Source organism: Vreelandella azerica (assembly GCF_013112225.1).
Taxonomy (GTDB): Bacteria; Pseudomonadota; Gammaproteobacteria; order Pseudomonadales; family Halomonadaceae; genus Vreelandella; species Vreelandella azerica.
On record NZ_JABFHI010000004.1, the window covers coordinates 336,905 to 352,936 of the forward strand.

The following is a 16,032-nucleotide window of genomic DNA, read 5'->3' on the forward strand; positions in this document are numbered from 1 at the left end:
ATTTGCTGATCGGCACCGCCTGCTTGATCTTATCGGGTCCTTTCTTGCTTGCAAGAAAGGACTGTTTTTATTTTAAGATATGATTTTTGCGCATATAAAATACGTCCTTACCATGGAGCATAAATAAGATGGGATTCCGTCCCCCTATCCTGATAAACCGTTTGGATGCCGAACGTCTCCAACGCCTGATCGATAACGCAGAGAGTAAAGATCATGCAGTGGCCAAATTACTTGAAGTAGAGTTGGCGCGCGGTGAGGTAGTGGATCCTGAAGATATTCCTGAAGACGTGGTCAGTATGAATAGTCAGATTCAGTTCACTGATCTATCGCGCGGAAGACAAATGGTACGCACACTGGTCTACCCTCACTCACTGGCTAACATAGAAGATGCCATATCTGTTATGGCCCCTATAGGTGCTGGTCTGATTGGTCTCAAAATAGGCGATGTTATCGATTGGCCAGTACCTAATCATGGAGATGTTCGCTTACGTATTGACGCAATCTTCTGGCAACCTGAACGGGAAAAGCAGTTCCACCGGTGATTTGCTGTGAATCGTGAATCGTGAATCGTGAATCGTGAATCGTGAATCGTGAATCGTGAATCGTGAATCGTGAATCGTGAATCGTGAATCGTGAATCGTGAATCGTGAACAGAAAAGCAAAGCCCTCTGCCGGAGGGAAAGGTTTTTTAACACGCGCACAGCAAAACGCCCCATGAACAGTGTGCATGGGGCGTTTCTATATAAGTGCCTGACGAGGACTGCGCCGGGCTGCCGAGCCTCTCCATGGGGGATCCTTGTTTTCCTTTCGCTATTCGCCACACAAACAAAAAACCCAGCCGATTGGCTGGGTTTTTTGCGGTATAAGTGCCTGACGATGACCTACTCTCGCATGGGGAGACCCCACACTACCATCGGCGCTAAGCGGTTTCACTGCTGAGTTCGGCAAGGGATCAGGTGGTTCCCACTCGCTATGGTCGTCAGGCGTAACAGGTAATACATCAAGCTGATGCGCAGGCAGTTAATTGATAGCCTGCGCTGTACGTGTTTGTAAACTGTCCGCGCTCCTGCTTTCGCTTTTGCGCGTGTGATGCGTCTCTGCGTATCCGACTGGCTTATTCAGCCATCGTTATCACTGCTACCAGACCCCTTGGGTGTTATAGGGTCAAGCCTCACGGGCCATTAGTACACGTTAGCTCAACGCCTTGCAGCGCTTCCACACCGTGCCTATCAACCAGCTGGTCTCGCTGGGCCCTTCAGGAGGCTCTAGGCCTCAGGGATGTCTCATCTTGAAGGGGGCTTCCCGCTTAGATGCTTTCAGCGGTTATCCCGTCCGCACTTAGCTACCCGGCAATGCCACTGGCGTGACAACCGGAACACCAGAGGTGCGTCCACTCCGGTCCTCTCGTACTAGGAGCAGCCCTTCTCAAACATCCTACGCCCACGGCAGATAGGGACCGAACTGTCTCACGACGTTCTAAACCCAGCTCGCGTACCACTTTAAATGGCGAACAGCCATACCCTTGGGACCGACTTCAGCCCCAGGATGTGATGAGCCGACATCGAGGTGCCAAACACCGCCGTCGATGTGAACTCTTGGGCGGTATCAGCCTGTTATCCCCGGAGTACCTTTTATCCGTTGAGCGATGGCCCTTCCATACAGAACCACCGGATCACTAGAACCTGCTTTCGCACCTGCTCGACGTGTCTGTCTCGCAGTCAAGCACCCTTATGCTCTTGCACTCATTGCACGATGTCCGACCGTGCTGAGGGTACCTTCGTGCTCCTCCGTTACGCTTTGGGAGGAGACCGCCCCAGTCAAACTACCCACCACACACTGTCCTCGATCCGGATAACGGACCTGAGTGAGAACGCCAATGATGCCAGGCTGGTATTTCAAGGGTGGCTCCGCTCGAACTGGCGTCCGAGGTTCAAAGCCTCCCAGCTATCCTACACAGGCAACATCAGCGTCCAGTGTGAAGCTATAGTAAAGGTTCACGGGGTCTTTCCGTCTAGCCGCGGGTACACCGCATCTTCACGGCGATTTCAATTTCACTGAGTCTCGGGTGGAGACAGCGTGGCCATCATTACGCCATTCGTGCAGGTCGGAACTTACCCGACAAGGAATTTCGCTACCTTAGGACCGTTATAGTTACGGCCGCCGTTTACCGGGGCTTCGATCAAGAGCTTCTCCGAAGATAACACCATCACTTAACCTTCCGGCACCGGGCAGGCGTCACACCCTATACGTCGTCTTACGACTTGGCAGAGTGCTGTGTTTTTACTAAACAGTTGCAGCCACCTGGTATCTTCGACCGGTTCGGGCTTGGAGAGCAAGTCTCGTCACCCTACGCCGGCGTGCCTTCTCCCGAAGTTACGGCACCATTTTGCCTAGTTCCTTCACCCGAGTTCTCTCAAGCGCCTTGGGATTCTCACCCTGACCACCTGTGTCGGTTTGGGGTACGGTCGCACATGATCTGAAGCTTAGAGGCTTTTCCTGGAAGCGTGGCATCGATGACTTCCTGACCGTGGTCAGTTCGTTTCGCATCTCGGCTTTAAGCGCCCGGATTTACCTGAGCGCTCGGCCTACTTGCTTTCACCAGGACAACCAACGCCTGGCTCACCTAGCCTTCTCCGTCCCCCATCGCAATCATGTCCGGTACGGGAATATTGACCCGTTTCCCATCGACTACGCCTTTCGGCCTCGCCTTAGGGGCCGACTCACTCTGCTCCGATTAGCGTCGAACAGAAACCCTTGGTCTTCCGGCGAGGGCGTTTTTCACGCCCTTTATCGTTACTCATGTCAGCATTCGCACTCGTGATACCTCCAGCGAACTTCTCAATTCACCTTCATTGGCTTACACGACGCTCCTCTACCGCTCACACCTAAGTGTGAACCCGTAGCTTCGGTACCTGATTTAGCCCCGTTACATCTTCCGCGCAGGCCGACTCGACTAGTGAGCTATTACGCTTTCTTTAAAGGATGGCTGCTTCTAAGCCAACCTCCTAGCTGTCTGAGCCTTCCCACATCGTTTCCCACTTAATCAGGATTTCGGGACCTTAGCTGACGGTCTGGGTTGTTTCCCTTTTCACAACGGACGTTAGCACCCGCTGTGTGTCTCCCACGCGTCACTCACCGGTATTCGGAGTTTGCCTCGGGTTGGTAAGTCGGGATGACCCCCTAGCCGAAACAGTGCTCTACCCCGGTGGTGCTGCATGAGGCGCTACCTAAATAGCTTTCGAGGAGAACCAGCTATCTCCGAGCTTGATTAGCCTTTCACTCCGATCCACAAGTCATCCAAATCTTTTTCAACAGATCCTGGTTCGGGCCTCCAATTGATGTTACTCAATCTTCACCCTGCTCATGGATAGATCGCTCGGTTTCGGGTCTATATCCTGCGACTGGTGCGCCCAGTTAAGACTCGCTTTCGCTACGGCTCCCCTAATCGGTTAACCTCGCCACAGAATATAAGTCGCTGACCCATTATACAAAAGGTACGCCGTCACGGAACAAGTCCGCTCCGACTGCTTGTACGCACACGGTTTCAGGGTCTATTTCACTCCCCTCTCCGGGGTTCTTTTCGCCTTTCCCTCACGGTACTGGTTCACTATCGGTCAGCCAGGAGTATTTAGCCTTGGAGGATGGTCCCCGTCTTCAGTCAAGGTTTCTCGTGCCCCGACCTACTCGATTTCACAGGATCAGATTTTCGACTACGGGGCTATCACCCGCTATGGCCGCGCTTCCCAGCGCATTCGTCTAATCAGTCACCTGCTTAAGGGCTGGTCCCCGTTCGCTCGCCGCTACTAGGGGAATCTCGGTTGATTTCTTTTCCTCAGGGTACTTAGATGTTTCAGTTCCCCTGGTTCGCCTCCTGTCACCTATGTATTCAGTGCAGGATACTCATCTTGTGATGAGTGGGTTTCCCCATTCAGAGATGCCCGGGTCACAGGTTGTTTGCCACCTCGCCGAGCCTTATCGCAGGCTTCCACGTCTTTCATCGCCTCTGGCTGCCTAGGCATCCACCGTGTGCGCTTCATTGCTTGACCCTATAACCCGAAGGAGTCTGGGGTTCGCAATGATAACGATTGCCGGATACGCTTGAGACGTATCACACAACAATTTACTACGTACAAACCTCTCAGAGTGTTGTTAGTCACACAGAATGTGATTAACCACCCTCTTAAGAAGGTTTTTATCAGCTTGATATATTATTAAAGAGCGACTGCTATAAGCAGTGATAAACGCATGCTTTTTCACATTAAAAATAAAAAAGAGCTTTCTCTTTTTTCAACGTAAAGGAGACGCTTATCACTGCATATCAACAGCTATCTGATCAGGTAATTCATTGTGAGCGCTTACCGCGAGGGATGATGCATCGTTTAAGGAGGTGATCCAGCCGCAGGTTCCCCTACGGCTACCTTGTTACGACTTCACCCCAGTCATGAACCACACCGTGGTGATCGCCCTCTTGCGTTAGGCTAACCACTTCTGGTGCAGTCCACTCCCATGGTGTGACGGGCGGTGTGTACAAGGCCCGGGAACGTATTCACCGTGACATTCTGATTCACGATTACTAGCGATTCCGACTTCACGGAGTCGAGTTGCAGACTCCGATCCGGACTGAGACCGGCTTTAAGGGATTCGCTGACTCTCGCGAGTTCGCAGCCCTTTGTACCGGCCATTGTAGCACGTGTGTAGCCCTACTCGTAAGGGCCATGATGACTTGACGTCGTCCCCACCTTCCTCCGGTTTGTCACCGGCAGTCTCCTTAGAGTTCCCACCATTACGTGCTGGCAAATAAGGACAAGGGTTGCGCTCGTTACGGGACTTAACCCAACATTTCACAACACGAGCTGACGACAGCCATGCAGCACCTGTCTCTGCGTTCCCGAAGGCACCCAGTGATCTCTCACCGATTCGCAGGATGTCAAGAGTAGGTAAGGTTCTTCGCGTTGCATCGAATTAAACCACATGCTCCACCGCTTGTGCGGGCCCCCGTCAATTCATTTGAGTTTTAACCTTGCGGCCGTACTCCCCAGGCGGTCGACTTATCGCGTTAACTTCGCCACAAAGTGCGCTAGGCACCCAACGGCTGGTCGACATCGTTTACGGCGTGGACTACCAGGGTATCTAATCCTGTTTGCTACCCACGCTTTCGCACCTCAGTGTCAGTGTCAGTCCAGAAGGCCGCCTTCGCCACTGGTATTCCTCCCGATCTCTACGCATTTCACCGCTACACCGGGAATTCTACCTTCCTCTCCTGCACTCTAGCCTGACAGTTCCGGATGCCGTTCCCAGGTTGAGCCCGGGGCTTTCACAACCGGCTTATCAAGCCACCTACGCGCGCTTTACGCCCAGTAATTCCGATTAACGCTTGCACCCTCCGTATTACCGCGGCTGCTGGCACGGAGTTAGCCGGTGCTTCTTCTGCGAGTGATGTCTTTCCTGGCGGGTATTAACCGCCAGGCGTTCTTCCTCGCTGAAAGTGCTTTACAACCCGAGGGCCTTCTTCACACACGCGGCATGGCTGGATCAGGCTTGCGCCCATTGTCCAATATTCCCCACTGCTGCCTCCCGTAGGAGTTCGGGCCGTGTCTCAGTCCCGATGTGGCTGATCATCCTCTCAGACCAGCTACGGATCGTCGCCTTGGTGAGCCATTACCTCACCAACCAGCTAATCCGGCATAGGCTCATCCGATAGCGGGAGCCAAAGCCCCCTTTCTCCCGTAGGACGTATGCGGTATTAGCCTGAGTTTCCCCAGGTTATCCCCCACTATCGGGTAAATTCCTATGCGTTACTCACCCGTCCGCCGCTCGTCAGCATCTAGCAAGCTAGATCTGTTACCGCTCGACTTGCATGTGTTAGGCCTGCCGCCAGCGTTCAATCTGAGCCATGATCAAACTCTTCAGTTTAAAATCATTGTGATGCTTACTTGTCACCCGAAGGTAACAAAAGCGCATCAAACTTGGCTCAAGGTTCAAACGAATTCATTCAATACACAATCGAAGGCCGAGGCTTAAGATTGTCTTGCTGAGTCGCTTGCCTTGATATTTGGTGATTTATCACCCTCATCGGCAAGCGCCCACATGAATTACCTGATCAAATTTTTAAAGAGCTTTTCGCGAGGCGGTTATCAAACCTTGTCATTCGTTGACCTGAATGACTTGCCTCAGCGAGGAAGGCGTATTCTACGCATTCCTGTGTGTTTGTCAACCGCTGATTCGATTCCGTGTTTCGATCGATTTCAGCGAGGAAGTTAGATGCGGCAACTTCTCGCCAACGTTTTCTCTAACTTTCTGACAAACTGAAGGTTTTCACCTCCGAACTTACGAAAAAGCACCGCTGGTAACGCTGTGCGTCCCCGGCAGCGGATGCGTACTCTACGGATTTGATACCGAGGATGCAAGGACTATTTGAAAAAATCACTATACCAACGTCTTATTTTTCAAATCTCAAAACCTAACCCCATATTTTCACTGGAAATTGCCATCAGGCTAGCGGCTCCTGCCTGAACCATGGCTGCATGGCCACGAGTGCGTGGCAAGATACGCTGATAGTAGAATCGCGCAGTATCCAGCTTGGCGGCATAGAATGCACTATCGTTTTCCTTTTCAGGCGCCAGGGCTTTTTTGGCAGCCAGGGCAAACATATAGGCCAGTGATACGTAGCCCGCATACATCAGATAGTCAACGCTGGCCGCACCTACTTCGTCACGATCCTGCATGGCCTTCATGCCTACCCCCATGGTCAGCTCACCCCATTCGGCATTTAACGTTGCCAGCGGCTCAACAAATTCTTTCATCAATGGATTGTCAGCTTCTGTCTTACAGAAGACATGGATTTCCTTGGTCAATACTTTCAGCGACTCGCCCTGACTCATCAGCACTTTGCGACCCAGCAGGTCTAGCGCCTGAATGCCCGTTGTGCCTTCATAGAGTCGAGTAATACGTGCATCGCGGACCAGCTGCTCCATACCCCACTCTTTAATAAAGCCGTGCCCACCAAAAATCTGCACACCTTCATTAGTGCATTCGAAAGCTACTTCGGTCAGAAACGCCTTAACAATCGGCGTTAGTAGCCCCAGCAGAGTCTCTGCGCGTTGCTTTTCATCACCGGCTTCAACATGATCAGCAATATCCAGCATTTTTGCCGTATACAGCACCAGCATGCGACCACCTTCGGCAAAGGCTTTCTGGGTAAGCAGCATACGACGCACATCAGGGTGAACAATAATCGGGTCTGCCACTTTTTCCGGTGCTTTGGCGCCCGACAGCGCCCGCATCTGCAATCGGTCACGGGCATAGCTCAGCGAGTTCTGAAAACTGGTTTCGATCAACCCAAGCCCCTGGATTCCAACGCCAAGACGGGCGGCATTCATCATGGTAAACATGCAGGCCAGGCCTTTATGCGGCGCACCGACCAGATAACCTACGGCATCATCGAAATTCATTACACAGGTGGCATTACCGTGAATGCCCATTTTATGTTCGAGCGACCCACAGCTGACGCCATTTGGCTCCCCGGGTTCCCTTCAGCATCCGGCAAAAACTTGGGAACTACAAATAGCGAAATACCTTTTGAGCCCTCAGGCGCATCGGGCAGCTTGGCCAACACCAAATGCACAATGTTGTCTGCCAGATCATGATCACCGGCTGAAATAAAGATCTTGGTTCCGGTCAGTGTGTAGCCATCACTATTCTCGACAGGTACTGCACGCGTCTTGATCAACCCAAGGTCTGTACCGCAATGCGGCTCGGTAAGGCACATGGTGCCTGTCCAGACACCTTCTGTCAGTTTGCTAAGGTAAATAGACTTCTGCTCCTGGGTGCCGTGATGACTTAACGCATCCGCTGCTCCATGGGAAAGCCCAGGATACATGCCCCACGCCAGGTTAGCGGAGCTGATCATTTCCGAAAACACCATGGACAAGGAATGTGGCAACCCCTGACCACCAAACGCAGGGTCTGCCGCCAGACTCGGCCAGCCACCATCCACATATTGCTGATAAGCCTCTCTGAAACCATCCGGGGCGGTTACCTTGCCGCTGTCCAACGAGCACCCTTGGGTGTCACCACTCTGGTTCAGTGGAAGAAGCACTTCACGACTGAAACGTCCACCCTCTTCAAGAATGGCATTAACCACATCTACCGTTGCATCTTCACCCGCAGGCAAACGCGCATAATGAGCTGGGTAATCAAACATTTCTTCCATAACAAAACGCAGATCACGCAAAGGTGCTTGATAGGTAGGCATGGTGGAACTCCCGATCAGTGACAAAAGCAAGGTTTTCAAACATACGTTTGAATTTATCCCTCGTCGGTCACTGCGTCAAGGCGTTCCTGACCATCAAGCAAAAACCTGACCCCCGACATTAGTCGCACATATGAAAAAACCCGCGCACGGCGCGGGTTTTCAACAAGGATTGGCGAATTAACTTGTTGGCTACTGCATGCGAATACCACCATCCAGGCGGATCACCTCGCCATTGAGCATAGTATTTACAATGATCTGCTCGACCATGAGTGCAAATTCGTCCGGCTTACCCAAACGCTTAGGAAATGGCACAGCCGCAGAAAGCGCCTTAACGGCATCTTCAGGAATGTCACTCATCATGGGCGTTTCAAAAACACCTGGGGCAATGGCCATGACGCGAATACCGTGGCGCGAAAGCTCCCGGGCGGCGGGTAAACTCATACCTGCAACGCCGGCCTTGGAAGCGCTATAGGCACACTGGCCAACCTGACCATCAAAGGCAGCAACAGAGGCTGTATTGATAATAACGCCCCGCTCACCGTCTTCGCCCGGCGTATTGGCTGCCATCGCCGCCGCCGCCAATCGCATGATGTTAAACGTGCCCACCAGGTTGATATTGATGGTTTTACTATAGGCTTCCAGGCTGGCCGGATGACCGTTGCGATCCACCAATTTGCCAACGCTGACAATGCCCGCACAGTGCACCACACCTGCCAGACCGCGCCCTTGGCTGTGCGCCACACAGGTATCAATGACCTGCTGCATATCAGTATCGGAGGTAATATCCCCCAGGCAAAAAGTAGCGACCTCGCCCAATTCCTTTGCCTGCTCCGCGACACCTTCCTGCAGGTCGCATAAAACGACCCGCCCGCCCGCATTGACAATCCGCCGGGCAGACGCGGCGCCAAGCCCCGATGCTGCACCGGTAATCAAAAAGGTGTTTTCAGTCAGCTGCATTTACATATCCTCGTTTGAACCAGTGCATCATTGACTATCTGACGTGGCTTCTTGCGCCGCCTGGGCACGTAGTTTGAAACGCTGAATCTTACCACTGGGCGTCTTGGGCAGCTCATCGACAAATTCAATGACACGTGGGAAAGCATGAGTAGAAAGGCGCTCACGTACCTGCTGGCGAATTTCTTCTGCAAGATCATCACTGGCTTCATAGCCGTCACGCAGCACAATATAGGATTTGATCACCTCACCGCGAATATCATCCGGTTGGCCCACGGCTGCAGATTCCGCAACGGCTGGATGCGTCATCACGCTATTCTCAACGTCAGTAGGTCCTACCCGATAGCCCGCTGTGGTAATGATGTCATCATCACGCCCGGCAAACTGGAAGGTACCATCTTCATTACGAATTACCACATCGCCGGTCAGGTAATAGCCTTCCGCGAACGGATGTTTTTCCTGCCAGGTATAGCCCTGGAAGAAATGCGCGGGTGAATTCTTGATATCAACCGCCAGCACACCAGGTTGGCCAGCCGGCAGCTCCTTGTATTCCGCATCCAGAATCGCCAGCCGATAGCCCGGCATGGGCACCCCATGGCACCGACATGCTTGGGGTGGTCAAGGGCGTGATGATTATTACAGGTCATGCCTGTTTCGGTCTGGCCGTAATGATCCATCACCGGGCAACCCAATGATTTCTCAACCCAGGTGACCACCTCTGTGTTAAGCGGCTCGCCTGCTGAACTGGCTGCACGCAGTTCCAGGGTCTGATGGGCATCATCAAACAGACCGGATGCTTTCATCAGACGATAAGCTGTGGGCGCTGCGGCAAAATTGGTAATCCGATGGCGCTTCATAAAGGCCAGCGCGCCTTCAGCACTGAAACCGGCTTCGCAGAAATGCGTGGTAACACCCAGCAGAAGCGGCCCGGCAATGGCGTAATAAAGGCCATAGGCCCAGCCAGGGTCAGCCATGTTCCAGAAACGATCGTCTTCACGCAGATCAATCGCCAGCTCCATATACAGCGCAAAGGCCGTCATCCCCGCCAAGGGCACAGCCACCCCTTTTGGCTTACCGACAGTACCTGAGGTAAACATTTGCAGAAACGGTTGATCAGCCGGCAAGCGTGGCGGCTTGTCGGTCATCGCGGCATGCCCCAGGGCATCTTGCCAGTCAAGATCATCAGAGTGCTCGCTGGTCGCCCCACCGTGCGCCAGCACCGGTGGGCACTGAGTCAAACCGTCGAACTTATAACGATTGGCATGGTCGGTGATCACCAGCTTGGTATCAGCACGGCCCAGGCGATAATCCACCGCATCTGGCCCGAAAGCGGTAAACAAAGGCTGATATACCGCCCCGATACGCCAGGTGGCCACCACCGCAATCAACAGTTCCGGTGTGCGTGGCAACATGCAAGCGATACGGTCACCTGCCCCTAAGCCTTGCAACTGAAACCAGCCAGCAAGCCGAGCGCTGGCCTGGTCAAGTTCCGTATACGTCAACTTGTGCGTATTACCTTGGGTATCTTCCTGAACCAGAGCTAGCACATCCCCCGCCCTGCTCTCACATGGCGACCACAGCACGCCTCATAGGCGTTGAAGCACCCATCTTGATGGTCGTCGAGACGACTGATGACGTCATCAACAGAAAAATCGTCAAGATAGTCCTGATAAGCTGGCAATGAAGTTGCAGTCATGATGGCTCTCTTGTGTTGTGATTATGATGGTGAGCGTTAAATAACCAATATTATCCGTTTACGTTAACGGAAACTTACTCACAAGCTAAAAGGAATCGGCGGGAAGCGCAAGTCTTCGCGGGAAGGGAATAATTAGACAATAGTCAAAAGAAGGGTTGAGTTAACGGGCTGGCATGATCATGGCAATCAACTCGTCGGCCAGCTCATCCGGCGTTCGTGGGCCCGCCGGGTCATACCAACGCACTGTCCAGTTAAGAGCACCCAGTACAAAACGCGAGATCAGAAAGCGGTCGCCGTGGATCAGGCCTGCCGCCAGCGCTTCTTCAATCACCTGCACCCAGAGTGCCTCATAGGCATCGCGTAAATGACTCAGGTGCGCCTTTGCTGAATCGTCCAGGCGGCGCCATTCGAACAGGGCTACCACATGGGCATTGCGATCAGTGAACAGGGTTTCCAGATGCGCTCTGGCCATCGCCCGCAGGCGGGCCTCCGGTGAAGGCGGACTTTCATCCAGAGAGCGTTTGGCGATAGCCAGGGCGTTATGTGTGCCCTCTTCTATCACCGCCGCCAGAATTTCCTGCTTATCCTTGAAGTGGTGAAACAAGCTTCCCGACTTGATCCCCATCTCTTGGGCGAGCATACGCACCGTTGTGCGATCAAAGCCCTCCTGAACAAACAACTGGGCAGCCAGGCGGGTTAACTCCTTGCGACGGGGCGATGCATTCATTACATTCATAGTGTTTACACTAGCGCTTGCTTGGTTACTATCAAGAAGACCATAGCACTGCCTTGGGGTCAACGACCCATGAACAATCATAACAAGCCAATTCATTGCAGGAGAAACGTATGAGCCAACGTGACGATGTTGTATTTCTTTCCGCTACACGCACGCCAATGGGCGGCATGATGGGTAGCCTTTCCAGCATGACAGCTCCCGAGCTAGCGGCAGTGGCCATCAGCGCTGCGGTTGAGCGTGCAGGTGTTCAAGGCGAGGATATCAATGAAGGCATCATGGGCTGTGTGCTTCCCGCGGGCGTCAAGCAGGGCCCGGCTCGACAAGCCATGCGCCAGGCCGGTATTCCTGATGCCAACGGTGCCACCACCATCAACAAGCTGTGCGGCTCAGGCATGAAAGCCGCCATGCTGGCTCACGATATTATCAAGGCGGGCAGTGGCGACTTTGTTCTGGCGGGCGGCATGGAGTCCATGTCTAACGCTCCCCACCTGATGACCAAGGCGCGTGCCGGTTATCGTCTGGGTCATGGCGAACTCAAAGACCATATGTTCCTGGACGGGTTGGAAGATGCCGAAACCGGCAAGCTGATGGGGATTTTTGCTCAGGAGATTGCCACCCAGCGCGGCTACAGCCGAGAGCGCCTGGATGACTTTGCTATCGCCTCCCTGGAACGTGCCATGGAGGCTACCAATGCTGGCCACCTGGACGCAGAAATGGCCCCTGTCACAGTCAAAAGCCGCAAAGGCGAAAGCGTGGTTTCCCACGATGAACAGCCGTTTCAGGCCAAGCTGGACAAGATCCGTGAATTACGCCCAGCGTTTGCCAAAGACGGTACCCTGACTGCTGCTAACTCAAGTTCTATCTCGGACGGTGCTTCCGCGCTGATCATGACGCGCCAGAGCCTCGCGGATCAGAGAGGCCTGCAACCGCTCGCACGCATGCTCGGGCACAGCACAAATTCGCGCCATCCCAGTGAGTTCACCATCGCCCCGGTTGGCGCCATTGAAAAGCTGATGACCAAGCTTGACTGGACGGTTGACGATGTAGATCTGTTTGAAATCAACGAAGCCTTTTCTGTGGTTACCCTGATGGCGATGGATGATCTGGGCCTGCCCCATGAGAAAGTGAACATCTATGGCGGTGCCTGTGCCCAAGGCCATCCGATTGGCTCTACCGGTTCACGGATCATTGTTACTCTGATGCATGCCTTGCGCACCCAGGGAGGCAAACGCGGTATTGCCAGCCTGTGCATTGGCGGCGGTGAAGCCACAGCGGTTGCCATTGAGCTGATCGACTAGACTTACCTGGCAACCGGAACGTTTAACAGGAGCCTGACTGATGTTCGCTCACGTATTGATTGGCGTTGATTTTTCTGCCGCCTGGCCAGTCCTTCAGCAGCGTGTGATGCGCCTGCGCAGCAAAGGGGTTAACACCATTACGCTGGCGAGCATCATCAGTCCAAGAGAGGTTACCAATCCCACCTTGAACGACAGACAACAGTTACAGCAACGTATGGAAGATGAAGCGCAGTCGTTCAGGGATATCGGCTTGGCAGTCACCTGTCTGGTTGATGTAGGCAAACCCAGTGAATGCCTGGCGGAAATGGCAATAGCACAGCAAGTCGACGTCATTCTGTGCGGCAGCAAAGGTAGCGGCGGCTTTACTGAAAGGCTGCTGGGCAGCACTGTCCAGCGGCTTTCCCATTTGAGCCAGACACCTTTATGGATGGAACCTATCAACGTTGGGCATGAGCTTCGTCATAACTACACAACACTGGTACTGGCGACAGATGCTTCATCTTCTGCAGTACCTGCCGAGCGGCTCTTTGAACAGCTTGCGGAACATTTCCGCAACCGGGTGGCGCTGATCTCCGAGGCTTTACTTTACGCGGACGGCCGTGGCCGCGAAGTGGCTGAACTTCATCTCATTGCCCTGGCCACTCGCATTCCCAAGCTAGATAGTGTGATTGTCTCAGGCCAGGCTCGCAAAGCCTTGATCGACGAAGCCAAGCGCTGGGAGGCCGATCTGCTGATCATTGGCCAACAAGGCCACAGCAGGTTCAAAGAGCGCCTGCTGGGCAGTACCGCAGAAGCGCTTCTTGAAGGAATTAACTGCCCCGTGCTGGTGGTTCCCCACCCATAGCCAGCGCCTGTTGAAGGCTGTTATTTATGTAGAGGAATCCACAGCTGCAAGCGGCGGCGAATTTCTAACAGCGCCTGTTCATAGGCATCAGGCTTACCGATCAGTCTCGGGTCACGGATATCCCAGTGCAGAATTTCACCTGCTCCGCCTTCAAATTCGCGACATGCCTGGCGTGCTTTATCGCAAAGCACAATCACGCAATCAAAGTGTTCGCCTTCAAACAGATCCAGTGACTTGCTTTTAAGATCAGTCACCGGCAACCCCTGCTTTTCAAGCGCTTCCAGCGTAAAGGCATGCGGCTGATCCGGCTCGGAACCCGCACTGAACGCCTCAAACCGGTCACCCGCCATGGAGTGCAGAAGCACTTCCCCATCAGGGAGCGGGCAGAGTTAGCGTTGCACAAAAACAGAACGCGGCGTTTAGACATAGCGGTAACACTCTTCAGGTTGATGTGTTACTAACGCTACACCTGCAAAATGACATTTCTGTGGCAATTATTAAAAATATACGCAATAACGTATATGATAGCACTGACGATCAGCACGTTGCTCAAAACCGAGGGAATGTCATGACCACTGATAAAGACAATAGCGCCCCCAGCACATCCTCAGGCATGGGGCTCTTCGAACGCTTTTTATCCCTTTGGGTGGCCTTGGCAATTATTGCCGGCATTGCCTTGGGGCAATGGGCGCCTGCCGTGCCGGAAACCTTATCGCGCTTTGAGTATGCGCAGGTATCTATTCCGGTGGCGATACTGATCTGGGCGATGATCTTCCCCATGATGGCGCAGATAGATTTCACTGCCATCCTCGGCGTTCGGCGCCAGCCCAAGGGGCTGATTATCACCACTACTGTGAACTGGCTGATCAAGCCCTTCAGCATGTTCGCCATTGCCTGGTTCTTTCTAACCGTGGTGTTCAGCCCCTTTATCGCCCCTGAACTGGCTAATCAATACCTGGCCGGTGCCATTTTATTAGGCGCTGCGCCTTGCACGGCTATGGTCTTTGTGTGGAGTTACCTGACCCGCGGCGATGCGGCCTATACCCTAGTTCAGGTCTCCCTGAATGACCTCATCATGCTGTTTGCCTTTGCGCCGATTGTTGTCTTTCTGCTGGGTATTTCGAATATTCAGGTGCCTTGGAACACCGTTGCCCTTTCGGTGCTTTTGTATATCGTCATACCGCTGACAGCGGGCTATATCACTCGCCAGTCGCTGATCAAGAGACACGGCAGCGAATGGTACGACAACGTCTTTATGAAACGCGTTGGGCCCATTACGCCCGCCGCTCTGATTATTACCCTGGTACTACTGTTTGCTTTTCAGGGTGAAGTGATCCTCAATAACCCGCTGCATATTGTCTTGATTGCCATCCCGCTGATTCTGCAAACCTTCCTGATCTTCTTTATCGCTTACGGTTGGGCCAAAGCCTGGCAGGTACCGCATAACATCGCAGCACCTGGTTCCATGATAGGAGCCAGCAACTTTTTTGAGCTGGCCGTTGCGGCAGCCATTGCACTGTTTGGCCTTCAATCCGGTGCGGCGCTGGCCACCGTTGTCGGCGTACTGGTAGAAGTCCCGCTGATGCTCGCGCTGGTGCGGATTGCCAATAAGACACGCCAGCATTTTCCGACACCTGCGAAAGGATAATCTCCTCACCTTGAGCCACGCTGACGGAGGCCACCTGAACATGCACAAAAAGCTTCCTGCATTGAAGCCGCATGGCAGTCGCATCATCAGGAACTCTACCGTTTTCTGATCAAACACTGCGGTGACAAGGATGCCGCCGACGAGCTGCTCCAGCGTGTCTATATGCAAGCGCTCACCCATAAAACCGAGTTTTGTGAACTGGCAACGCCAAGAGCCTGGCTTTATACCGTCGCTAAACGTCAATGGATTGATGAACAGCGTCGCCGTAAACCCTGGGTCGATGTTGATGATATTGACATTGCCGACGAACCCGCCGCCGGCATGCCGGTAGATAGCCTGGCGGCCTGTATTGCCAAAGCCTTGCCCCACTGTGAGGCCGACGATGCCCACATTCTGAGCGAATGTGACCTTAGCGGCGTAAAGCAGGCCGATTATGCCCAGCGTCATGGTTTGACGTTAGCCGCGACCAAGGCGCGCCTGCGGCGTGCCCGTCAGCGTCTACGTGAGCGCTTGATCCAGCAGTGCCAGATCACCTTTGATGCCAACGGGCGTATCTGCTGCCATCGTGCCCTGGCTGAGAATTAATGAGCCTTGCAGAAGTA

The 16,032-nt window shown here is 53.5% G+C and carries 8 protein-coding genes, 3 rRNA genes and 2 pseudogenes; 5 read left to right on the plus strand and 8 right to left on the minus strand.

Annotated elements, in window-relative coordinates; translation table 11 throughout:
* The first annotated feature begins 128 nt into the window (after positions 1 to 128).
* Positions 129 to 542: a nucleoside diphosphate kinase regulator gene (gene rnk, locus HLB35_RS11665; RefSeq protein ID WP_171702703.1), complete on the plus strand. Its 414-nt coding sequence runs from the start codon at positions 129 to 131 to the stop codon at positions 540 to 542.
* Between the two features lie 326 nt (positions 543 to 868).
* Here rnk and rrf read toward each other — a convergent pair.
* The 7 genes and pseudogenes from rrf to HLB35_RS11700 form a co-directional block, all read right to left on the minus strand.
* A 5S ribosomal RNA gene (gene rrf, locus HLB35_RS11670) occupies positions 869 to 984 on the minus strand.
* A gap of 176 nt (positions 985 to 1,160) precedes the next feature.
* Positions 1,161 to 4,046 (minus strand): 23S ribosomal RNA (locus tag HLB35_RS11675).
* A gap of 334 nt (positions 4,047 to 4,380) precedes the next feature.
* Positions 4,381 to 5,913, minus strand: a 16S ribosomal RNA gene (locus HLB35_RS11680).
* Together the 16S, 23S and 5S rRNA genes form the textbook arrangement of a ribosomal RNA operon.
* Before the next feature lie 533 nt (positions 5,914 to 6,446).
* A pseudogene (locus HLB35_RS11685) lies at positions 6,447 to 8,254 on the minus strand (acyl-CoA dehydrogenase C-terminal domain-containing protein).
* A 189-nt stretch (positions 8,255 to 8,443) separates the two neighbouring features.
* Positions 8,444 to 9,211 (minus strand): SDR family NAD(P)-dependent oxidoreductase, encoded by a 768-nt coding sequence (locus HLB35_RS11690; protein WP_171702704.1) that lies wholly within the window; start codon positions 9,209 to 9,211, stop codon positions 8,444 to 8,446.
* A gap of 27 nt (positions 9,212 to 9,238) precedes the next feature.
* Positions 9,239 to 10,904 (minus strand): annotated as a pseudogene (locus tag HLB35_RS11695) (AMP-binding protein).
* A gap of 160 nt (positions 10,905 to 11,064) precedes the next feature.
* Positions 11,065 to 11,631, minus strand: coding sequence for a TetR/AcrR family transcriptional regulator (locus tag HLB35_RS11700; RefSeq protein WP_171702705.1), 567 nt, complete (start codon positions 11,629 to 11,631; stop codon positions 11,065 to 11,067).
* A gap of 119 nt (positions 11,632 to 11,750) precedes the next feature.
* Here HLB35_RS11700 and HLB35_RS11705 point away from each other — a divergent pair, with 119 nt between their 5' ends.
* Together HLB35_RS11705 and HLB35_RS11710 are read left to right on the plus strand one after the other, a co-directional pair.
* Entirely contained in the window at positions 11,751 to 12,938 is a 1,188-nt protein-coding gene (locus HLB35_RS11705; RefSeq protein ID WP_171702706.1) for an acetyl-CoA C-acyltransferase, read from the plus strand.
* A 40-nt stretch (positions 12,939 to 12,978) separates the two neighbouring features.
* Positions 12,979 to 13,782: a universal stress protein gene (locus tag HLB35_RS11710; RefSeq protein ID WP_171702707.1), complete on the plus strand. Its 804-nt coding sequence runs from the start codon at positions 12,979 to 12,981 to the stop codon at positions 13,780 to 13,782.
* Positions 13,783 to 13,802: 20 nt separating this feature from the next.
* On the opposite strand, the gene HLB35_RS11715 is transcribed toward HLB35_RS11710, so the two are convergent.
* Positions 13,803 to 14,147, minus strand: a complete 345-nt coding sequence (locus HLB35_RS11715) for an arsenate reductase/protein-tyrosine-phosphatase family protein (protein ID WP_328731704.1) — start codon at positions 14,145 to 14,147, stop codon at positions 13,803 to 13,805.
* Positions 14,148 to 14,350: 203 nt separating this feature from the next.
* On the opposite strand from HLB35_RS11715, the gene arsB reads away from it, so the two are divergent.
* Both arsB and HLB35_RS11725 read left to right on the plus strand, forming a co-directional pair.
* Positions 14,351 to 15,430, plus strand: a complete 1,080-nt coding sequence (gene arsB / locus HLB35_RS11720; protein WP_171702708.1) for an ACR3 family arsenite efflux transporter — start codon at positions 14,351 to 14,353, stop codon at positions 15,428 to 15,430.
* A 60-nt stretch (positions 15,431 to 15,490) separates the two neighbouring features.
* A complete protein-coding gene (locus HLB35_RS11725) occupies positions 15,491 to 16,015 on the plus strand; it encodes an RNA polymerase sigma factor (protein WP_171702788.1) in 525 nt (174 codons plus the stop codon).
* The last annotated feature ends 17 nt before the right edge of the window (positions 16,016 to 16,032 follow it).

Bases quoted from the DNA above. Each gene is read 5' to 3' on its own strand.
- rnk (WP_171702703.1), top strand. From the start codon at position 129: ATGGGATTCCGTCCCCCTATCCTGATAAACCGTTTGGATGCCGAACGT.
- HLB35_RS11690 (WP_171702704.1), bottom strand. From the start codon at position 9,211: ATGCAGCTGACTGAAAACACCTTTTTGATTACCGGTGCAGCATCGGGG.
- HLB35_RS11700 (WP_171702705.1), bottom strand. From the start codon at position 11,631: ATGAATGCATCGCCCCGTCGCAAGGAGTTAACCCGCCTGGCTGCCCAG.
- HLB35_RS11705 (WP_171702706.1), top strand. From the start codon at position 11,751: ATGAGCCAACGTGACGATGTTGTATTTCTTTCCGCTACACGCACGCCA.
- HLB35_RS11710 (WP_171702707.1), top strand. From the start codon at position 12,979: ATGTTCGCTCACGTATTGATTGGCGTTGATTTTTCTGCCGCCTGGCCA.
- arsB (WP_171702708.1), top strand. From the start codon at position 14,351: ATGACCACTGATAAAGACAATAGCGCCCCCAGCACATCCTCAGGCATG.